The sequence below is a fragment of the Bacillus sp. NEAU-242-2 genome (assembly GCF_027853835.1).
GTDB classification, from domain to species: domain Bacteria; phylum Bacillota; class Bacilli; order Bacillales; family Bacillaceae; genus Bacillus; species Bacillus velezensis.
On record NZ_JAPNNY010000002.1, the window covers coordinates 797,410 to 818,141 of the forward strand.

General features: G+C 44.4%; 19 protein-coding genes and 2 pseudogenes. 3 read left to right on the forward strand and 18 right to left on the reverse strand.

Translation table 11 applies throughout. The features are described from left to right. Positions 1–161: 161 nt before the first annotated feature. Positions 162–2,213 carry a catalase gene (locus OWN49_RS09045; RefSeq protein WP_077723042.1) on the reverse strand — a complete coding sequence of 684 codons (2,052 nt, stop codon included), beginning with the start codon at positions 2,211–2,213 and terminating at the stop codon, positions 162–164. Between the two features lie 200 nt (positions 2,214–2,413). On the opposite strand from OWN49_RS09045, the gene citH reads away from it, so the two are divergent. Continuing rightward, positions 2,414–3,694, forward strand: a complete 1,281-nt coding sequence (citH, locus tag OWN49_RS09050) for a citrate transporter CitH (protein WP_077723043.1) — start codon at positions 2,414–2,416, stop codon at positions 3,692–3,694. Between the two features lie 41 nt (positions 3,695–3,735). Here citH and bglS read toward each other — a convergent pair whose 3' ends face one another. Together bglS and licT are read right to left on the reverse strand one after the other, a co-directional pair. After that, entirely contained in the window at positions 3,736–4,467 is a 732-nt protein-coding gene (gene bglS / locus OWN49_RS09055) for a beta-glucanase (protein WP_003150769.1), read from the reverse strand. Between the two features lie 249 nt (positions 4,468–4,716). After that, positions 4,717–5,550 carry a BglG family transcription antiterminator LicT gene (gene licT, locus OWN49_RS09060; RefSeq protein ID WP_070082586.1) on the reverse strand — a complete coding sequence of 278 codons (834 nt, stop codon included), beginning with the start codon at positions 5,548–5,550 and terminating at the stop codon, positions 4,717–4,719. A 171-nt stretch (positions 5,551–5,721) separates the two neighbouring features. Here licT and OWN49_RS09065 point away from each other — a divergent pair, with 171 nt between their 5' ends. Further along, positions 5,722–6,972, forward strand: coding sequence for an MFS transporter (locus OWN49_RS09065; RefSeq protein WP_106080301.1), 1,251 nt, complete (start codon positions 5,722–5,724; stop codon positions 6,970–6,972). Between the two features lie 31 nt (positions 6,973–7,003). Here OWN49_RS09065 and OWN49_RS09070 read toward each other — a convergent pair whose 3' ends face one another. The 13 genes and pseudogenes from OWN49_RS09070 to OWN49_RS09130 form a co-directional block, all read right to left on the reverse strand. Next, entirely contained in the window at positions 7,004–8,443 is a 1,440-nt protein-coding gene (locus tag OWN49_RS09070) for a DEAD/DEAH box helicase (protein WP_015418533.1), read from the reverse strand. 54 nt (positions 8,444–8,497) lie between these two features. Continuing rightward, positions 8,498–8,873, reverse strand: a pseudogene (locus OWN49_RS09075) (hypothetical protein). Between the two features lie 55 nt (positions 8,874–8,928). Continuing rightward, on the reverse strand, positions 8,929–9,189 hold the full coding sequence (locus OWN49_RS09080; RefSeq protein WP_071392465.1) for a DNA-binding protein: 261 nt from the start codon (positions 9,187–9,189) through the stop codon (positions 8,929–8,931). 16 nt (positions 9,190–9,205) lie between these two features. After that, positions 9,206–9,571, reverse strand: coding sequence for a YxiJ family protein (locus OWN49_RS09085; protein ID WP_077723044.1), 366 nt, complete (start codon positions 9,569–9,571; stop codon positions 9,206–9,208). Further along, positions 9,565–9,726 (reverse strand): hypothetical protein, encoded by a 162-nt coding sequence (locus tag OWN49_RS09090; protein WP_167860543.1) that lies wholly within the window; start codon positions 9,724–9,726, stop codon positions 9,565–9,567. Before OWN49_RS09090 ends, OWN49_RS09085 begins: the two co-directional genes overlap by 7 nt. Positions 9,727–9,828: 102 nt before the next feature. Further along, positions 9,829–10,656 (reverse strand): hypothetical protein, encoded by an 828-nt coding sequence (locus OWN49_RS09095; protein WP_077723045.1) that lies wholly within the window; start codon positions 10,654–10,656, stop codon positions 9,829–9,831. A gap of 42 nt (positions 10,657–10,698) precedes the next feature. Next, complete coding sequence (locus tag OWN49_RS09100; RefSeq protein WP_077723046.1) at positions 10,699–11,175, reverse strand: hypothetical protein; 477 nt, start codon at positions 11,173–11,175, stop codon at positions 10,699–10,701. A gap of 66 nt (positions 11,176–11,241) precedes the next feature. Beyond that, positions 11,242–11,649 carry a YxiG family protein gene (locus tag OWN49_RS09105; protein WP_077723047.1) on the reverse strand — a complete coding sequence of 136 codons (408 nt, stop codon included), beginning with the start codon at positions 11,647–11,649 and terminating at the stop codon, positions 11,242–11,244. Next, positions 11,630–11,991: pseudogene (locus OWN49_RS09110) on the reverse strand (hypothetical protein). The gene OWN49_RS09105 and the pseudogene OWN49_RS09110 overlap by 20 nt, the downstream one beginning before the upstream one ends. Before the next feature lie 62 nt (positions 11,992–12,053). Continuing rightward, complete coding sequence (locus tag OWN49_RS09115) at positions 12,054–12,263, reverse strand: hypothetical protein (protein ID WP_015387497.1); 210 nt, start codon at positions 12,261–12,263, stop codon at positions 12,054–12,056. Between the two features lie 357 nt (positions 12,264–12,620). Further along, positions 12,621–13,685, reverse strand: a complete 1,065-nt coding sequence (locus OWN49_RS09120) for a polysaccharide lyase family 1 protein (protein WP_094247371.1) — start codon at positions 13,683–13,685, stop codon at positions 12,621–12,623. A gap of 141 nt (positions 13,686–13,826) precedes the next feature. Then, entirely contained in the window at positions 13,827–14,738 is a 912-nt protein-coding gene (locus OWN49_RS09125) for a DMT family transporter (RefSeq protein WP_021494691.1), read from the reverse strand. A gap of 148 nt (positions 14,739–14,886) precedes the next feature. Beyond that, positions 14,887–15,333, reverse strand: coding sequence for a universal stress protein (locus OWN49_RS09130; RefSeq protein WP_039253283.1), 447 nt, complete (start codon positions 15,331–15,333; stop codon positions 14,887–14,889). A 251-nt stretch (positions 15,334–15,584) separates the two neighbouring features. On the opposite strand from OWN49_RS09130, the gene OWN49_RS09135 reads away from it, so the two are divergent. After that, positions 15,585–18,716, forward strand: coding sequence for a DUF3427 domain-containing protein (locus OWN49_RS09135; protein WP_176283607.1), 3,132 nt, complete (start codon positions 15,585–15,587; stop codon positions 18,714–18,716). Here the strand turns inward: OWN49_RS09135 and OWN49_RS09140 are convergent. Further along, a complete protein-coding gene (locus tag OWN49_RS09140; protein ID WP_007407807.1) occupies positions 18,705–19,094 on the reverse strand; it encodes a (deoxy)nucleoside triphosphate pyrophosphohydrolase in 390 nt (129 codons plus the stop codon). The two genes, OWN49_RS09135 and OWN49_RS09140, sit on opposite strands and share 12 nt — an antisense overlap. 184 nt (positions 19,095–19,278) lie before the next feature. Beyond that, positions 19,279–20,685 carry a glycoside hydrolase family 43 protein gene (locus tag OWN49_RS09145; RefSeq protein WP_176283608.1) on the reverse strand — a complete coding sequence of 469 codons (1,407 nt, stop codon included), beginning with the start codon at positions 20,683–20,685 and terminating at the stop codon, positions 19,279–19,281. Between the last annotated feature and the right edge of the window lie 47 nt (positions 20,686–20,732).

Genomic DNA, 20,732 nt, shown 5'->3' on the forward strand with positions numbered 1-20,732 from the left:
AGATAATTACTAACTTTAAACTTATGTTAACTAAAAGTCAACTTCAGTTCAAGTAATATAGAGATTAAATTTTTTGTTTGTTCTATTATTAACTCAACTCTCGTTATTCTACTCTAATAACTTAAAAAGTGCCTCATTTTCAGAGGCACTCAAATATATTCTTATATGTTTCTGTCCCAATGCCGATGCTCAGCCACGGCTTTCAGAAATTGTTCATGGTTTCCGTCCGGAACAAGACCGGGGCCGCTTTCGGTTCCGGCGGCGAGGGCGAGAAGTTCTTTTCCTTCACCGGAGGCGCCGATCGCTTTGTAATGGCTGAAAGCTTCGTTGACGAAGTCTCTGGCCGATTTTTGGGCTTTGAGGCTGTCTGTGCTTTGTTTTCCGCCCGGAATGAAAACAGCGTCGTACAGGACGGAATCCGCTGTCAGGAACGTGGCTGACGCTTCGAGCTCCGTGCCGTTTTCTCCCTTGACGGTTCCCAGCGCGGGGCTGATGATATCGGCTCTGACTCCCGCCTGTTTGCATGCGTCAAGCACTTGTTTGACTTTCTCATCAGAAAACCCGTGGTCGGTTAAAACCGCAACCTGCCTTGTCGCTGCCGTCTTCACCGTGTTTTCCTGGCTTAAGGCCGGGGAAGTGAACGTTTCATCAGATTCACGGTCCTTCGGCGGCGGGTTCACGCCGATTCCTTTCGCAACACGCTCGGCAAGCCCGGCGTCGACGTGACTGAAGACATCAACCACCTGCTGCTGCACATCCTTGCTGTTCACTTTTCCGACTTCAAAACAGAACGCGGAGATGATATGTTCTTTCTCGGCGGGAGACATGCTGTTCCAGAACATCTTGGCCTGAGAAAAATAGTCATTGAAGCTCTCGCTGCGCTGGCGGATTTTTCTGCCTTCTACTTTTTCCTGGTAATGAACGTATCCGCCTTCTTCTTCTGAGGCCGGCGACGGATCATTGTTCTGCAGAGAATTTTTATGATAGGCGACAGGGCCCTTATTAATCGTCATCCGGTGGTAGCCGTCGTATTGGTTGTTATGGAACGGGCAGACCGGCCGGTTGATCGGAATCTCGTGAAAATTCGGCCCGCCAAGACGGATGAGCTGTGTATCTGTATAAGAGAAAAGCCGGCCTTGAAGAAGCGGATCATTGGTGAAATCAATGCCCGGCACGACATTTCCCGGGTGAAAGGCGACCTGTTCCGTTTCCGCAAAGACATTGTCCTGATTGCGGTCAAGGGTCATTTTTCCGATCAGCTTGACGGGAACCAACTCCTCCGGCCACAGCTTCGTCGGATCAAGGATATCGAAATCAAATTTAAATTCATCTTCTTCGTCAATCATCTGAACACCGAGCTCATACTCGACTTTGCCGCCGTTTTCAATCGTTTCCCATAGGTCGCGGCGGTTGAAATCGGGATCTTTCCCGGCAATTTTCTGCGCTTCATCCCATACGAGGGAATGAACGCCGAGCACGGGTTTCCAGTGGAATTTGACAAAGCGCGCTTTTCCTTTCTCGTTGACGAAACGGAACGTATGCACGCCGAAGCCCTCCATCATCCGATAGCTTCGCGGGATGCCGCGGTCAGACATCGTCCACATGACCATGTGCGCGGATTCAGGATTGTTTGCGACAAAATCCCAGAACGTATCATGAGCCGTCGCAGCCTGCGGCATTTCATTGTGCGGTTCCGGTTTTATGGCGTGAACGAGATCCGGGAATTTGATCGCGTCCTGAATGAAGAACACCGGAATATTGTTTCCGACGAGGTCATAGTTCCCTTCTTCAGTATAAAACTTCGTCGCAAATCCCCTGGCGTCACGGACGGTGTCGGCTGACCCCTTGGAGCCCGCCACTGTTGAGAAACGGACGAAAACAGGCGTTTTGACGGACGGGTCCTGCAAAAATTTCGCCCGTGTATATTCCGTCATCGGTTCGTACACCTGAAAATGCCCATGAACGCCGTACCCGCGCGCATGAACGACCCGTTCCGGAATCCGCTCGTGATCAAAGTGCGTCATTTTTTCACGAAAATGAAAATCCTCCATCAGCGTGGGGCCGCGGACGCCCGCTTTTAAGGAATGCTCATCCTCAGACACGCGAAGCCCCTGATTGGTCGTCATTTTTTTGCCGCTGTTATCAGATCGGTACTGCTCCAGCTGTTCGTCCTTTGAGTGTTCATTTACTCGTTTGTTTTGATCATCACTCATGTCAGTTCCCCCTTCTAAAACGAAACATTCTACAGCACATTTACCCGCGGCGTTCTTCAAATAAACTGCTGATCCGCTCATTAGGATTTTAGGTCTGTATTTACATATGCGGTCATACACATTTTGAAATAAGCCCTTTTCACAGAAACAAAATGTGAAAACGCTTACCAAAACAGCTGTTGAACAGGGGAGGTCATATCGTGCTTGCCATACTCGGTTTTGTGATGATGATTGTCTTTATGTATCTTATTATGTCTAACCGGCTTTCCGCTCTTATTGCTTTGATTGTCGTTCCTGTTGTGTTTGCCCTGATCAGCGGATTTGGCAAAGATCTCGGCGGGATGATGATTCAGGGCGTTACAGACCTCGCTCCTACCGGGATCATGCTGTTATTCGCCATCCTTTATTTCGGCATTATGATTGACTCAGGTCTGTTTGATCCCCTCATTGCCAAAATCCTATCGCTTGTCAAAGGGGATCCGTTAAAAATCGCCATCGGCACAGCGGTTCTGACGATGACCATTTCGCTGGACGGAGATGGGACAACAACGTATATGATTACGATTGCGGCAATGCTGCCCCTTTACAAACGGCTCGGCATGAACCGTTTGGTGCTGGCGGGGATTGCGATGCTCGGTTCGGGCGTCATGAATATTATTCCGTGGGGCGGGCCGACGGCGAGGGTTTTGGCTTCCTTGAAATTGGACACGTCAGAAGTTTTTACGCCTCTGATTCCCGCTATGATCGCCGGCGTTCTCTGGGTGATCGCCGTTGCTTATCTCCTCGGAAAAAAAGAACGGAAGCGGCTCGGCATCATTTCGATTGAACACGCGCCGTCTTCTGATCCGGAGGCGGCGCCGCTGAAGCGTCCCGCTCTCCAGTGGTTTAACCTGCTGCTGACTGTCGCTCTGATGGCCGCGCTGATCACCAGCCTGCTTCCCATCCCTGTTCTTTTTATGATCGCGTTCGCCATCGCCTTGATGGTCAACTACCCAAATGTCAAAGAGCAGCAGAAACGGATTTCGGCGCATGCGGGTAATGCGTTAAACGTTGTCTCAATGGTATTTGCGGCAGGCATATTTACAGGCATTCTCTCAGGCACAAAAATGGTCGATGCGATGGCGCATTCTCTCGTTTCCCTCATCCCTGATGCCATGGGCCCGCATCTGCCGTTGATCACGGCGATTGCCAGCATGCCTTTCACCTTTTTCATGTCGAATGACGCCTTTTACTTCGGTGTTCTTCCCATCATCGCCGAAGCCGCTTCCGCTTACGGAATAGACGCCGCTGAAATCGGAAGAGCCTCCTTGCTGGGACAGCCGGTGCATCTGCTCAGCCCGCTTGTGCCATCCACCTATCTATTGGTCGGAATGGCAGGCGTCAGCTTTGGCGACCATCAAAAATTCACTATTAAATGGGCCGTGGGAACAACGATTGTGATGACGATTGCGGCGCTTTTGATTGGGATTATTTCGTTTTAATTAAAAAAGGATTTCCGCTGGCGGAAATCCTTTTCTGTACATTATTTTTTTGTATAGCGCACCCAGTCATAATGAGCGTATAGCGGATTTACACCATTGTAGGAACCGAGCCAGTCATCGACACCTATCCCATTCCACAAGTTCATCATGATCTTTCCCGGTGTTGTCGGGATTTGGCTTGTCGCAGTATGTTTTAATTGCCCATCGACATACCATTTAATAGAGTTCGGCTGCCAATCGAACGCATACGTATGATAGGCATTGGCCGCGTCAAATCCGAGATCCGCAACCTTCTCATGGTTTCCCGCGCCATTTGTATAATAATTAAATTGAACCTTTGTCGTGTCTTTTCCTAAAAATTCGATATCAATCTCATCCCAAGGGGTACCATCCGTTGGACCTGTATAAGTGAAGAACGATGAAACGATCCCCGTGTTTTTAGCCGGTTTCATTCTGACTTCATAAAGTCCATAGCCATAGGTTTGAGCGGAGCGGTTCTCCCCGCAGTCAAACTTGTTATAAGACGGGCTTGTCAGCGCCAAACGCATTTCACCTGATGACGTCACGGATACATTATTTGCCCGCCAAGTGCAGTTGAACATATCTCCATTGGAGTAACCATTTGCTTTTTGCCAGAAACCGGAGTTATAGCTGTTAAAAGGTTCAAAAAACGATCCGCCTGTTTGAGCTGATGCAGCAGAAGTGATCGCACACAAACTCAAAAACAATCCAGTGACAAGAATGAGCAGCACTCGTTTCATACGATAAAACATGTCGGCATTCCCCTTTCTTTGAAAGCGATTTCTTTATCGATCATACATGATTCTGTTAAAAGGGAACATCGGTCAGAATAATGATAATAACGAATTTTAAAAAAACCTAAATTACCATCAGCACAGTAAGAGATGATCCGCACTCATTGTAATTTAGGTTTTGCCTGCTTATGAGTAACAATCCTAACAAGATCATATATGAATGTAAGAAAAAATGAATACAAGAAAACAAAAATACAAACGCTTTCATTATGCTTGTTTGACTACCCTTTCTATGTGAATCGTTAAATACAGCAGCTCGTCACTGGTGAGCTTGTGCTCATACGCCCTCTCAATGCATGTTTGGATTTTCTTCGTGCATTCATACGCCCGATGGTATTTTTCTTTCACTGTCTCCAGCAAAAAGTCGTCCTGGCTTTCCATATGTGTGCCGTTAAAAAGACGCTGCGCGAAAAACTTTAAGTGGGTGACAAATCGATAATAGTGAAGCGATTCTTCGTTGAATTCAATCTTAAAATGGTATTTTACGATCCTCAAAATCTCTTGCATGACTTTTGTAATGTTGATGATATTGGGCATCTCTTCATTCAGCTCGGCATTTACAATATGCAGCGCAATAAAGCCAGCTTCATCCTCCGGCAGAGACACGCCAGTCTTGTTTTTCACCATGGCCAACGCTTGTTTGCCGATTGCAAATTCGTCTTTGTACAGCCGTTTCGTTTCCCACAGCAAGGCGTTTTTGATATCCAGCCCTTTCTTATTGCGCTGGATCGCAAAGTTAATATGATCGGTCAGCGACACATAGATGCTGTCGTTGAGCTTTTTGCCGAGCTGTAATTTCGCATAGCTGATAATCTCCTCGGATACTTCCATACACTCGATCGGAATATCATACAAAAGGGTTTTGAACTTTTCTGATACATCTTTGTTATCGAGGGTGAACACTTTCTCAATGCGGGCTTCATCTACCGGATCTCCCGTTTTCTTTTGAAAAGCAATGCCCCGGCCCATGATGACCAATTCCTGATTGCCTTCTTTGAGCACACTGACGACATTATTATTAATGACTTTCGCAATCTTCAATTCCGTCTCCCTCCAGCCTGACCATTTACCTGCTACACCTTGATTGTACATCCTTTTTGTACTAGGTCAATATCTCCAGGTCAATCAGAAAACGCCGTTCAGAAATCATTGTCCAACGATGAGGCAGCGGCGCATATAATGCAGAGAACCGGTTTTTGGGAAGGAGCATGTGTGATGAAACGGTTTTCGAAAGAAGAAAGCAGCTGGATGCTGTATGATTGGGCCAATTCAGCTTATTCGGTCATTATTATGACGGCGGTGTTTCCCTTGTTTTTTAAAGCGGCGGCGGCGGAAAACGGCGTCAGCGCGGCTGATTCCACCGCTTATTTGGGCTATACGATTGCCGCCGCGACTTTTATTTTGGCGATGCTCAGCCCCGTCTTAGGAACGATTGCCGACTACAAAGGATGCAAGAAACGGTTTTTTGCCTTCTTTTTTCTGATCGGTGTGGCGGGCACCGCCGCGCTGGCTTTGATTCCCGGCGAACCTTGGATGCTGTTATTAATTTGTTATACGATTTCCACGATCGGCTTTGCCGGATCTAATGTGTTTTATGATGCGTTTCTCGTTGATGTGGCCGCAAAGGAGCGGATGAATATGGTGTCCGCCAGGGGGTTTGGGCTGGGCTATATCGGCAGTACAATCCCTTTTCTCCTCAGCATTGCCGTGATTCTGTCAGCACAAGCGGAGATGATTCCGCTGTCCGCCCAGGCTGCCGGCCGCATTGCCTTTTTGATTACGGCGGCATGGTGGGGGCTGTTTTCGATTCCGCTCCTTCTCCGCGTCCGCCAGCGCTATTATATCGAGAGGGAGCCGCGGCTTGTGATCAGCAGTTTTATACGGCTGGCCGGCACGCTGAAGCAGATCAGGAAGCACCGGGCGCTGTTTTTGTTTCTGCTCGCCTATTTCTTCTACATCGACGGGGTCGGCACCATCATTACGATGTCCACGTCATACGGGGCTGACCTCGGCATCAGCGCGGCAAATCTGCTGATTGTTTTATTTGTCACTCAGGTCGTCGCCGCGCCTTTTTCAATTTTGTACGGACGGCTGGCCGAACGGTTTAAGGGAAAAACAATGCTTTATGCCGGCATCGGCGTGTATATGATTGTCTGCACGTATGCTTATTTTATGGATTCCGCTTTTGATTTCTGGGTTTTGGCTATGCTTGTCGCCACTTCCCAAGGCGGTATTCAGGCGCTGAGCCGCTCTTACTTTGCAAAGCTTGTCCCCAAACAGAACGCCAATGAGTTTTTCGGCTTTTATAATATTTTCGGCAAGTTCGCTTCAATTATCGGCCCGCTTTTGATTGCCGTGACCGCCCAGCTGACCGGAAATTCGTCAGCCGCCGTGTTCAGCCTGATTTTGTTATTTGTGATCGGCATTGCCATCCTTGCGTTTGTGCCTGAGGAAACGGCGTAAAAAAAGCCTGCACGCGGCAGGCTTTCTTTTTTTATTTCTTGGCTTTATGGACTTTCAGTTTTTTGCCTTTGACCGTCGTATTTTTCATGATGTCAAGAACGTGCGGGCCTTTGCCGTTCAGAATTTCGACGTACGATGCGTTGTCCAGAATCGTGATAATCCCGATATCATCGGCTGAAACGCCGTCGATTTTCGCGATCGTCCCTACAAAATCGACCGCTCTGAGTTTTTTCTTTTTCCCGCCGTTAAAATACAGTTTCATGATGTCTTTGTTTAACTGTTCGCTTTTGTCTGTTTTGACATCGGGGCGGGCGTTCAATTTTTCCGCAAATGCCGCTTTCCGTTCCGCTGTTTCTTTTTCCGACGGCGCTTCCCGCTTTTGGATGCGGAAACCGATATATGTCTCAATGTCATTCAGAAACCGCGATTCAGACGGCGTCACAAACGTAACGGCCAGTCCGCGGTGTCCGGCGCGGCCCGTTCTGCCTGTGCGGTGCACATAGCTTTCTTTTTCAAGCGGAATATCATAATTGATGACGAGGCTGATGTTTTCGATATCAATTCCTCTGGCGGCAACGTCGGTCGCAATGAGATAGCGGAACTCGCCGCGCTTGAATTCATTCATGACGTCAAAGCGGTCTTCCTGCACCATGCCGCCGTGAATTTTATCGCAAGGGTAGCCCAGCCTGTCCAGCTCATCGGTTAACTGTATGACTCTTTCTTTTGTCCGGCAGAATATGATGCAGCTGTCCGGGTTTTCGGTGATCAGGACATCACGCAGCAAAGATGTTTTGTCCTCTTCTTCTGTTCTGGTGACAAAATGCTCAATGTCTTTTGTCGTCAGGCCTTCCGCTTTTACTTCAATCAATTCAGGGTCTTTCATATATGTGCGGCTCAGCTTCTCGACGTCATCCGGCAGCGTCGCTGAAAACAGCATGGTGACTCTGTTTTTCGGCAGATGCTGAATGATGGCTTCCACCTGTTCAATAAATCCCATATTCAGCATTTCATCCGCTTCGTCAATCACCACATACGCCAGCCGCTCAAGCGGCAGCGTCCCTTTTTCTATATGATCAAGCACACGCCCCGGTGTTCCGGCAACGACGTGGCTTTTTTGCTTCAGTTCGGTTTTCTGTTTGTCAAAAGAAGCTTTTCCGAAAACCGCCGTGGCTTTTATCCGTTTGAAACGGCCGATATTCGTGATATCTTCTTTAATCTGCGCCGCAAGCTCGCGGGTCGGCGTTAAAATCAGGGCCTGCGGTTTGTTTTCCTCCCACTCCGCAAGCTCGCAGATCGGAATGCCGAAAGCCGCGGTTTTGCCGCTGCCCGTCTGCGATTTGACGACGAGGTCTTTTTTTTGCAGCGCGGCGGGGATGACGCGCCGCTGCACTTCAGTCGGCTCGGTGTATTGCAAGCCATTCAGCGCCCGTCGGATCTCGGGGCTGATCGCATATTCATTAAACTCATTCATGACTAAACTCCTTCTCTGTCCGGCTCCCCTCATTATACGCGAAATGCCGCCGCTTTACCCTGACGTTTTGCCGGGCCGTTCGGGGGACTGCTTTTTCTTCATGTCGAGCACGACCCATTTGGCGCAATAAAAGCACATGCTTCCTTCCCCGTCATCGACATAGTAGCGGATCGATTCCCAGCCGCTGTTCGACCGGGCTGATATCCAGATGGATGTCGGTGATGCTTTCAAGATCATCCAGCCGGGCAGACCTCACATCCTCAAAGCGCAGCACGGCATCATACTGTCCGTCAGTCAGCTTCAGCTCAAACACCGGGATTTTATCATAATACTCGTTATACCCGGTATAGAACGTAAACTCCGTCAATTCAAAACAACCCGGCGAATCCGGCCCCAGCAGAACTGCTTTCTCATGTTTGTGCCACTCCATTTTGCGCCTCCTTTTTTTCACCTGAATTGACATGTCTGACTCAAATGAATTTTTTTTACAAACCCCCATGAACTTCTTTATATTCCTGCACCCAATCTCTTAATTCTTCTAACGTATGCAGATACGCATCAGGCGAATCTTTCAGATCAAGCCCGCTCAAATATACGAGCATCTCCCAAACGGTTTCGTCCTCAACCGCCGGATCATCTGCAGCCACGTACTCGCACGCCCAATCCGACACTTCTTCCCTCGCCGCTTGACCGTTCAGGATCAGACCAGCCTTCTTCAGACATTCTGCTATTGTTGGTTCTTTCACGTCAGAAGCCTGCCTTTCATTTCTTGTTTAAAATGCTGACTAACAGCCTCCTGGCCCGTTCATGCCGCCCGATTTCCCGGCTGAGCTCCGGATAATCCGTTAAAGCGTTTTTCAGCTGCGCATATTGCGGATACAGCTCAAAAAAGGATTTATATAAGGCTTTACGCTGCCGCACAGGGATTTGTTTATTCGCCAACACAAAATCTAAGCTGCCGCAGACAAGTGCGAAGTATTCATAAAAATCCCCAGCGCAGGCAGCACCCTCAAAGTCTTCTTCGAATCTCCCTGCATCTGAAGGCAGCGGCCCCTCTAATTCTTTTTTGTATAATTTCAGGTTTCGGATGACGTCATCATTTAAAGAATATCTGATGGATTTTAACATCTCAGAATCACTCGAATATCACCTGATTCATCGATGATCGTAATCGAAAGCCCGCCATTCTGATGCCGTCCGAGATACAGACGCCCGCAGTTATCAAAATGACAAAAACATCCTTTTACTGATTCTTCGACTATCTTATTCATTTTTATTTTCATATAATTACCCCTTGAGTCTTGGATGGTATTTTATTTATATCGATCGTTCACTCTGTAAAATGATATGCAGATGGCTGAAAAAAGCCATCTGCATAGGATTGATCAATACTTTACCATATATAAATCGTTATCACTAAAGATAAAAATGCGGTCCTGGACGGCTCTGTACGTTGTTTCTCCTTTTCTATCAATACCGTGTATCATGACGTCAGCCTCTGATAAGCCTTTGTTCTCTTCATGAAATGCAAATAGGTTATCCTCGTGACTCTGAATCAGAAGCACCCTTTTTTTCGAAACGGATAGCTGATCACAATAGGAGTATTGATCGCCGTCCAGCACATATTCTGCAACAGTACGAATTCTGTCCCGTCCAATCTGATAATGCCCGATGACACAGCAATCCTCTCCCTCGAAACATACATACAAATCAGATTTGATCGATTGTACGGCATAGCATTCATGCATCATTTCTTTAAAATCGTCTTCAAAATAAAACGTTCTGTCTTCTGCATGAAAAGCAAATATCGCTTTCCCTTGAGGGTTTCTCTCATCATACATACCCTCGTCCGTTAATCCGATCCATAATAATCCATCCTCACCCAGATGAAATACATTGGCGCTTAATAGAAAAGAACAAATCGGATTGATTTTATTACTGTTTATGCAGTATGTTGCCAATTGACACGTATGATTTTCCAGATAAACGATCACGATTGTGTTATCATACGAATCAACGAGATAGAATTGGGCAACTTCAGAAAATCCGTGTAACTCTTTTTTGATTAAAAGAGAGCTGCCTTTCATAACCTCCAATATTACTTTGTGATCGTGCACCGACACAATAAATACCTGATCATCCCGACCCGCATTGAAATAAATGATGTGCTCTCTTTTATATGACCCAACCCGCTCCGCGATAAGTTCTAACATCAGCAACACTCCATAGATTAAGAATCTGGAATTTATATCAAATTAATCAATGATATATAAATCTGCTGCATCAAATTCAAACCAAATGATTTTTTCATTATTTTCAGTAGTTACATCAACCTTTTGAGTGTTCAGGTTCATATAGGACTTATTTTTGGCAGGATTTGCTATTATAACAAAGTCATTGATCGATGCTAAAAAATATAATTCATCTAATAAGTGATCTGCCATCAATTCTTCTTTGGTTAGGGCACATTCAATATGAATGAACTTTTTCGATACAGTATTCATATTTATCATTTTCTTTTCAACCTTCTTCTTCCATTCTTCAATAAAAGAAGGAAATGCCATTACTTCTATTAGAGCTGTTTCGAATTCTAAGTCATTCATTAATTGAGAAAAAGTATCTTTACTCACTAGATCACATGAATAAATCGAATTGTATTTAAGCGGATTAATCACATCCAGATTCCCTATAGCCCTCAATGATTCTTTTTGTAAATTTAAAGGAGTGTTCATGTTTGCCTCCGCGAACGATTTCGTTATGTAAGAAAAGAGAGGCTGGGACCTCTCTTATTTGTTTATTTATGATTTCGAATGATACGCATAAAATGATTGGTCGTCAAAGCGAACTGTTTCAGCTTCTATAGCAATCAGCATTCTGTTCATGTCAATGAGAAAATTAGCATTTGATTGATACTCCGGAATTACAGCATTTGATAGATTACCGATTCCTTCCGGGTGGTAACTCATCTCAAATACTTGCCAATTGTATTCTTCAGGATCTATTTTTTCTAATCTCATATCACCAATATCTGCACTGAAATAAACAGATGCTACATTTTGAAAAAGAATGTTATGCGTATATTCGGCTTTATTTTCAACGACCTGAATCTTAAGTGAAAGTTCTTTTTTAAACACTTGAAAATCAAAATGAAGGACAGCGCACCCCCCACCTATGTAATCTACCCATTCATTTATTGTTTTGTACATCGTTTATCTCCCTAAAGTTTTGGAGTCTTTGAGATCTGATTTTAGAGTCTACACGAAAAGTTCTAGCTTCTCTTCATTACGAATATTCGTTTTCTTTATCTATACTCAAAATAAAAAATGGTTCAATTGTTTCTAAACGTATCCTGTCTTGATTGCCTGCTAATAACGCTTCGATCACTGATGTCAGCATTTTATATTCACTTTCTAATAAACGGCAGAGTAATCGCGGGCGATTACTTTATTATGTTCCAACATTTCAAACATTGTTGAGATAAAAGGATCATCCTCCGCCTCTTGATACCTTCTTGGTGTTATTTCAAGTTCCAGACAGCTGTCTCCGATTTTGGTCGCTGTCTCCTCCCTTTGAGTGAGAGAGGCTGGGAACCTCTCTTCACATTAATAGACTAGGATTCATTTAACATTTCAATCATTTCTGCCGCTTCTAAGTACAATTCATTTATCCTGTTTTGAATTTCTTCTGCGATTTCTTCATCACTTTCTAGATCTGATAAATATCCCGCTTTACCTGAAAACAACTTTTTTTCACAAACCCATATATCAAAATGATCTACACAATAGCCGTCTTCATTATCGTGAAAGCCGGTGCCGCCCAAATAGGCTGCAAAAAAAAATATCAGTGAATGATAGGTATTCTCCCGACTCTTCCAAAAGCAGCTTCAATTTTCAATCCCATTTTTCTAAACGTTTCTTGATTGTTTCATAATTTGTTTAATGCGATTCGTTCAAAATGTTTTTCTATTCAGGTTGATGTTTTCATGTTACTCTCCGGTATTCTGGCGGTTAGGGTGAGTTAAGTTCCACTTCTTGTGCAACACAGTTTTAACAATAGTAATATTATTGAAATTGTTTATCAATATTTCCCTAGGTATTTAAGGTTATTTTAAGGATTATAGGAATTTTGAACCTTTTATCCATATAAAAAAACCGCCGGCTGCCGGCGGTTTTTCGTATTATGGATAGCGGAGATTTGTATTTTGCGCTCCCGCGTAGGATTGGGCGAAGTTTTTGGCGTCCTGGGCTGAAAGCGTGCCGTAGCTGTAATTTGATCTCGGATTCCAACCGGTGCGCGGTGATTTCGGGGCTTTGAGCGACGGGAATGAACCGATGTCGGTGAATTGGGCCGTCCCGTAATCGTCTATCATTCCGCCTTTTTCATTTCCGTTACCGAAATAGTTGGCTTCTGAGAAGACAGTCGCGTTTGTATGAATGGTGAATCCTAAATTAAAATTGGTCACATAGTTGTTTTTTGCGTGAAAATAGCCGTATCTCATCAGGCCCGGTGAACGCACATAGACGTTATTAAAATAGTTGTTGGTGATCGTCATATGCGGATAGCCGATATAATTGCGTCCTTCGTTATCATCATTCGGGTAACCGAGAATCAGGCCGTACAGATGGTCTGTGAATTTAGAGTTAGACAGCGTCACAAAATCCGCTTTGGCGCCGACATACAGAAGCTTTCCCAAATCGCTGCGGCTGTTCGGATTGTAGCTGTGTCCTTCAAACCACACGTGGTCAATCCAGTAATTCTGCCCGTTCGCTATGTACATCGGAATGTCGTTGTTGCCTGTAATGGCGGCATTATGGCTGATAATGAGATTTTTGAAAATCACATTGTTTGATCCGGAGCCTGTTGTCAGATAGATGTTGGTCAGCCTGTGGCTGGTATAAGAGCCGACGATGGTTTTATTGGCGCCGACTGTCACAACGGCTTTACCCGGGGAAGAAATATCACTTGTGATGACGATGGTTTTGCGGTCCGTTCCGCCCGCATTGTTTTTCAGATCATTGAGATTGCTGACGTAGACGACGGGGCCGCCCTGGCCTCCCGATACGGCGGATTTTGCTTTTCCGTTATGATCCTTCGCATTGCCAGCGAATCCGGTAAGTCCCTGCATCACATCCGGATAAGCCGCTGCCGCTTCTGCCTGCTTGGATGCGGAACATACGATGGCCAGACAAAGCGCAAAGCCGAGTGCAGCCAAGAAAGCGAGATGACGCGTCTTCTTTTTCATGCCCTTCACTCCTTTAATCTCTTAAATTGTAAACACATGAAGTATTATACAATTACTATCCTCTTTTTCCATGATCTGTTTGTCTGCTTTTTCGTTATGGCTGAAAAGCCCCAAAATAAAAAAAGCAGCCGGTACGGCCGCCTATATACGGGTGCTGTCTGCCTGAGTTTCCGCCGGCACAGCTTTTTGCTTTCGAATCAAGGACAGCGCCATTCCCGCAAAAATCAACACAATCCCCAAAGATTGATAAAGGTCGGGGCGAAATCCCGTAAATACGGTGTCAAGCACAATCGCCACCGCCGGATCAAGAAATACGATGATTGAAATAAACCGGGTGGATAAAAACCGCAAGCTGTCAAAAAAGAGCAAATACACAATTCCCGTATGAATGATACCGGTTGACACAATCATGATCCAGTTCACATGCGACAAATCAGAAAAAGCGCCGAAACGGACGAACGGGAGAAGAATGATAACGCCCAACCCGGTCTGCAAACAGGTGACCGCATATGGGCTGAGACTGTTGATACCTTTCCCGGCCAGTGTCGTAAAGGCGTAAAAAAGGGCGGCCAGCACGGCCCAAATAATACCCGATCCCATCAGCTGAGAAAATGATGTACTTCCGTTGATGCCGGAAATCAGGGCGGTGCCCAGAAAACAAATCACGATGGAAGTGACGGACACAATATGCAGTTTCTCCCGGTATATAAGGCTCCCTAGAAGAAGGACGAGAACCGGAGCCAGATGATAAACGGAAATCGCTATCGTCACTGATGTCTCCTCAAATGATTTAAATAAAAACACCCAGTTCAGCACGAGAAAAAATCCGCAGGCCAGTGTCTGCAGCACCTCACGCCGGTTCCATTGTTCGGTGCGGTACCGTCCGGAACCAAACCAGCAAACGCCCAGAAACAATGAGGCGCACAGACATCTCACAAAGACCAGTTCAATTGAAGGCACATTCGTATGTTCCGAGAAAAAGCCGATTGATCCGAAAATGACCATGGAAATGACCATTTTGATGACGGCATTTGATGTTTGTTCAGCTTGCATTGATTCGCTTCCCCCATATCATTGACTGTTTATTCAGACAAATACTAACAGCCATTTTACTTGATTCAGAGGAAGATTTCATCCTATTTTTCGAAAGACGGCGGTCTTTTCTCATTAAAAAAAGCCCCGCATCAGCAGGGTCTTCTGTTTAATGAACGATCAGTACAGGACAAGGAGACAATTGTGAGACCTTATGGCTCACGCTTCCGAGCATCATTTCTTTAAATCCGCTGATTCCGCGGCTTCCGACGACAATCAGATTGAAATGCTGTTCTTTCGCTATGTTTAAAATTTGATGCGCAGGTTCACCTTGGACGTACAGGCTTTCCGCATTTACCCCGCTTTCAGCCGCTTTCTGCTTGGCCTCCTCCAGAATGGCCGCTCCTTTTTGCTCGACTTCATGTTTGATGTCTTCAATGAAGTTTTCCGGAACATAGACAATCCCTGTTAAGGCTGATGTGGAGACAACGGCTTCACGTCCCGCATAGAGAATGGTGAGTTCAGCCTGCTGTTCTTTCGCCAGATGGATCGCTGCGTCCAAAGCTTTGCTGCTCATGTCTGAACCGTCTACTGCTGCAAGAATTTTTTTAAACATATGAATCCCGCCTTTCTGCTTTTATTGTCCTCCTCTCTTTGCTGAATGTCAATTTTGCCGGCTTTCTCCGGAACATTGCGCTTACAGACTTTCTCCGTTTGTGGCGATGACGTTTTTATACCAAACCAAACCACCTCAGCGTTATTTTTTAAGCGCTTAATAAATAGGACTTTATTCTCTTCTTTTTCAGTATTACCTATTGGTAAAAGTAGTGATAAAATGGAATTATTGATATAAAAAAGGAGATTATGATGAGAAATCATAGAGGCTTCCATGAGGAAATTCAGCAACAACAAAAACTTTATCCAACATCACATCGCATTCAACCGGTCAGCCCAAAAGAATATGCAGAGGTTTTGACTTTACATACGGCAAAACAACTGAGCGAGACATTTCAAACACTTGTGGATCAAGATCAATATGAACAAGCGATTCAGCTTAGCGAGAAGGTCGCCTCTCAGCTTGGAAAACATACGAATTTTTCATTGCCACTTTCCACAGTGCTTTATAGTTTAAATGAAATGGAACTTCCTATTTCAGAGGAATTTTCTCTACATCGTCTGAAACTGCTAGGAAATCATCAAACTCATGATAACTTTTTCAAAGCATTAAAACACGAAATGTTAACGGCGGATCGGGTAGACTTTATGGTTAGTTTTACAAGGTGGTCTGGTGTTCAGCTTTTGATCCCTCCGCTTCAGGAGCTTGCTAAAAGACATGTTCCTGTACGCATCATTACATCTACCTATATGGGTATTACAGAACCGAAGGCGTTAAGACATCTTCTTCAATTTGAAAATGTAGAGTTGAGAATTGTAAATGAATATAAAAAATCTTTCCATACGAAAGCATACTTATTTGAACGCTGTTCTGGACAGCATAGTGTCATTGTAGGATCTTCAAATCTATCACAAGCTGCCCTTACGACCGGGTATGAGTTAAATGTGAGACTACCTGAAACCAGATATCTCCCCGTTTATCAACAAACAAAAGATTTGTTTGACACTGTTTGGAATGAAAAGACACAGCCTGTTGACGAACAATTTTTACAAGCCTATGAGGAATTCCAAGCTGGAAGCCAAAAGGTAAGTGCTTCCTTTGCTGCTCAAAACTCTCTTTACAAAACGAAAATGTCCCCGAATTCCATGCAAAAGGAAGCATTACGAAACCTTAAAAAAACAAGAAACGAAGGGGAGACAAAAGCAGTCATCATCGCCGCCACTGGAACCGGAAAAACATTTTTAGCAGCATTTGATTTTGAGCAATTTAAACCAAATAAATATCTTTTTCTTGCCCACCGGGAAGAGTTACTTTCAAAAGCAATCGAAACATTCAAGAAAGTCACAAATAATCATGAAGATTTTGGCTTATTGACTGGCACGAAAAAAGAAAGAGATAAGCGTTTTTTATTTAGCACTGTACAAACGTTACATAAAAAAGATACTTTGGAATCTTTTTCAACAGATGAGTTTGACTACATTGTGATTGATGAATTCCATCATGCAGAAGCATCTACCTATCAAGCTGTATTAAACTACTTTACACCAAAGTTTTTATTAGGTTTAACCGCAACACCAGAGCGTCTTGACGGTAAAGATGTGCTTCAGATTTGTGATCATAATGTTGTTTATGAAATTAGACTCCGCGATGCCCTAAAGGCAGAGCTACTTGCGCCATTTCACTATTTTGGAATTTCAGATCATACTGTAGATTACGAAAAAGTAAAAGTGAAAAATGGACTGTACGAAGAGAAATCGCTAGTCGATCATTTAAAAACGCATAAACGAGTAGAATATATCATCAAGATGATCAACATGTATGGATTCCACGGCGAGAAAATGGTTGGCTTAGGTTTCTGTACAAACGTCGAACACGCAATATACATGAGTGATGAATTTAATAAATTGGGTTTTTATACAACTTATTTAACAGGAAATGATTCTCCTGCAAAAAGACAAGAGGTCATTCGTCAATTGGAGGATCCGCACCACAGTTTAGAACTTATATTTACAGTAGATATTTTCAACGAAGGAATAGATATTCCAAAGCTCAATCTACTATTGTTCCTTAGACCAACAGAATCACCAACGATTTTCATTCAGCAATTAGGACGGGGACTTAGAAAAACTGACGACAAAGAGTTTGTAACGATACTGGATTTTATCGGAAACTATCAAAAGTCATTCGTTATTCCACTCGCACTATCTGGACAAACAACCCAAAAATCTTTTGATAAAGATTCCCTCCGAGTGGCCGTGACGCATGAGTTTTCAGATTTACCTGGAGGATCTTATGTTGACCTTTCAGCCGTAACGAAGAAAGAAATTTTAAATAAGATCGATCATATTAAACTAAATTCAGATGCCATGCTGAAAACGTTATATAAGCAATTTAAACAAGAGCTAGGGCGCTCTCCAGAATTAATTGATTTTCTATACTCTGAACAGGCACCTGGGCTTACCTTTTTTATAAAGAAATACAAATCGTGGGTACAGACCAAAAAGAAAATGGACGATTTGAATGTTACAGATGAAGGGATTCTCAATAACCCCTTGGTTGTAGGGATAGTAGCAAAATTAGAACAGCAATTACCTATTAAATGGCCTTATGAATGGTTAATTTTACAGAGCGGTTTTCACAAAAATATCATCACAATAGAAGATGTAAAAGAATCGTTAGAAAAACAGTTTCATATTCAAACCACAACAGATACACATGATGACCTCATTCAGCGAGCAATGGAGCGTTTAACGAAATCAGATCAAAAACAGAATTGGCGCTTTGGTACATTACAAGGTGATACATTCAAGTTAGATCCAGAAGTAAGCGAGATTTTAACCGATCCATTATTCGGACCGTATATTAAGGAGCGCGTCCACTATGGACTGATTGAATTTAGACGCATGAACAATATAGAAGCCCTTGCTTCAAAAGAGATTAAGCTAACATTGTATCAGACCTATACAAGAAATGAGCTCATTTATCTTTTTCAGTCAACTGATCAGGAAGGGACTTGGCGAGAGGGTGTACGTAGAGTTAAAAATCACTATTTAATCTTTATCAATTTGAATAAGTCAGAAAAAGTAGAAGATCATTTGCTATATAAAGATTATTTTATTGATCCTAGCCATTTTCACTGGCAAAGTCAAAACCAAACCTCACATACATCAAGCGTAGGGCAAAACTTTATTCACCATAAGGAAAAAGGATATCATATTCATTTATTTGTGAGGAAATTCACTGAAATGCACAACATCACTTTACCATTTATTTATTTAGGAGAAGCGGATTACGTATCAAGCCACGGAGACAAGCCAATGAATGTCAAATGGAAGCTCCATCAGCCTGTCCCAGAAAACTTGTATGTGGATTTAACGAATTAAAGCAGATACGGTCGGAAGATCAGCGGGTGCCCACTCTAGTGATTCTAGCTCACGAATAGGCACCCATCTGAATTCCGCATGCTCTTTTGCTACCGGCTTCCCTGATACAATCTTCGCTTTTATTGAAATTAAATTGACGATGACCTTCTCATATTCATGATGAATATCAGCTATCACATCGCCCGCAACAATTTTACAATCAAGTTCCTCTTCAATTTCTCTTACAAGTGCTTCCCGAGCATTCTCCCCTTCTTCAAGCTTTCCACCAGGAAACTCCCACAGATTAGGAAGAGACATTGTTGGAGAACGTAGAGCGCATAGAATTTCATTGTTTTCATTTTGTATAACTGCGGCGGCTACTTTTATTGTTTTTTTCAAAATTAAACTTCCTTTCGTTTTTTCTTAGGTATGTATTCATATTTTTGTTATCAATTTTATACTGTTCACTGTAAACGATAGAGGTTGAGTCCATCATAATTCAAATGGTTTATTAAAAGCAATAGAAGGTCATTCTCCTAATTAGCAAGAAAAAAGCACCCTCCAAACTGGAGTAGGTGCTTTTTCACTTCACTCCCCAAACAGCCTCCCCATCACCGCTCAGCACACTAAACGTCACAACTTCCTTCTCTCTCGCTGAGTCCCATTCTTGCAGGAAGACACCGTCATAATGTGTGCCGTTCAGGTTGATTCGGGCTTTGCTGCTGTCGGTTATTGTCCAGGTTCCGGTCATTTCCCCGGAAATGGTGCCGTCGTTGTTAAGCCGGATGGTTTTTGGGGTTTTGATCGTAGCTGTAATGTCTTTTCCGTGCTGGATGAGTTTGTAGGCTCCGGATGCGGCGGCTGCCGATATGTGTGTATCCGGTTCTCCCGCGTAGCGGTACGGCGCTGCAACGGGCCATCCGTCTTTGTTCATGTACAGCCGATGCACTCTGACTTCGTGCTCTTCGCCTCTGTTCGGGAAACGGGTGTGGAAAATGAGGTATGATCGTTTCGTTTTCCCGTCGTAAAACACGGAGTTGTGTCCCGGTGAAACGTAGCCCGTGCCTTTTTCAGATTGTGAGGCGAAGCTGTAGCCGCCCATGAGTTTGACCCCGTACGGTTCAATTGCTTTGTCATCGAAGAAACTGCCGTCTTTTCCTTTGGCGTCAAGCATGTTATGGCCTGCGGCGTCATAGTACGGACCGTCCGGATTTTTAGAGCGCGCCACACGCATATTGTAGCCGCCGGCTGTGTCAAGTCCGCCGAATGACAGATACAGATAGTAATATTTCGTTTCCGGATTGTAGCTGATGTACGGGCCTTCGATTCTGCTGTGATTTCCGCCGAGCAGTTTTTTTCCGTAGCCTTGGTTCGGGAGCGGGAAACCGGTTTTCGGATTCATTTCCAGTATAAAAATCCCCCCGGAGTAAGAGCCGTACACAATCCAGAGCTTGCCTTTATGGTCAAAAAACGTTTGCGGATCTACGACGTTCGGGTGAACGTTTGCATGATACGTCGTGCCGTCTTCGCTTTTTCCTTCCATGCCTGATTTCAAAAAGATGCCTTTGTTTTTGTAGGGTCCTTCGATTTTGTCACTCACGGCGACACCGAGAGCGGATCGCGGCGAGTCTCCTTTACAGGCGTTATAGTACATGTAATATTTCCCGTCAGCCAGCTGAGCCACATCCGGCGCCCACAGCGTATCAGACTGGGCCCAGTCGAATGTCTCTTTTAATTCGGAGTAGACGTTCGGGATCAAGGGATTATTGGGATTGACGCTTGAAGACAGTTGCTGCCACTGCATCAGGTTTTTCGACTTGGCGGAAGCCAAATGCGAGCCGAATACATAGTATGTATCGCCTGTTTTGATGACGGACGGATCATGCACGCTGACCTCTGAAAAAACGGGATGCTGGGCTTTTGCCTGCGGCAGAGTGAACCCGATAACTGCTGCTGAGACCAGACACACACGAAAGAAACTGGTTTTCATTTTCTGAAATCTCCTCGCTCTCTTCTTTTCTTAAAACGCTTTCAAGA

What these genes read in the sequence shown, in the direction of transcription:
- OWN49_RS09045 (WP_077723042.1), bottom strand. Translation starts at nt 2,213, where the DNA reads ATGAGTGATGATCAAAACAAACGAGTAAATGAACACTCAAAGGACGAA.
- bglS (WP_003150769.1), bottom strand. Translation starts at nt 4,467, where the DNA reads ATGTTTTATCGTATGAAACGAGTGCTGCTCATTCTTGTCACTGGATTG.
- OWN49_RS09070 (WP_015418533.1), bottom strand. Translation starts at nt 8,443, where the DNA reads ATGAATGAGTTTAATGAATATGCGATCAGCCCCGAGATCCGACGGGCG.
- OWN49_RS09085 (WP_077723044.1), bottom strand. Translation starts at nt 9,571, where the DNA reads ATGTTAAAATCCATCAGATATTCTTTAAATGATGACGTCATCCGAAAC.
- OWN49_RS09090 (WP_167860543.1), bottom strand. Translation starts at nt 9,726, where the DNA reads ATGAAAATAAAAATGAATAAGATAGTCGAAGAATCAGTAAAAGGATGT.
- OWN49_RS09095 (WP_077723045.1), bottom strand. Translation starts at nt 10,656, where the DNA reads ATGTTAGAACTTATCGCGGAGCGGGTTGGGTCATATAAAAGAGAGCAC.
- OWN49_RS09100 (WP_077723046.1), bottom strand. Translation starts at nt 11,175, where the DNA reads ATGAACACTCCTTTAAATTTACAAAAAGAATCATTGAGGGCTATAGGG.
- OWN49_RS09105 (WP_077723047.1), bottom strand. Translation starts at nt 11,649, where the DNA reads ATGTACAAAACAATAAATGAATGGGTAGATTACATAGGTGGGGGGTGC.
- OWN49_RS09120 (WP_094247371.1), bottom strand. Translation starts at nt 13,685, where the DNA reads ATGAAAAAGAAGACGCGTCATCTCGCTTTCTTGGCTGCACTCGGCTTT.
- OWN49_RS09125 (WP_021494691.1), bottom strand. Translation starts at nt 14,738, where the DNA reads ATGCAAGCTGAACAAACATCAAATGCCGTCATCAAAATGGTCATTTCC.
- OWN49_RS09130 (WP_039253283.1), bottom strand. Translation starts at nt 15,333, where the DNA reads ATGTTTAAAAAAATTCTTGCAGCAGTAGACGGTTCAGACATGAGCAGC.
- OWN49_RS09135 (WP_176283607.1), top strand. Translation starts at nt 15,585, where the DNA reads ATGAGAAATCATAGAGGCTTCCATGAGGAAATTCAGCAACAACAAAAA.
- OWN49_RS09145 (WP_176283608.1), bottom strand. Translation starts at nt 20,685, where the DNA reads ATGAAAACCAGTTTCTTTCGTGTGTGTCTGGTCTCAGCAGCAGTTATC.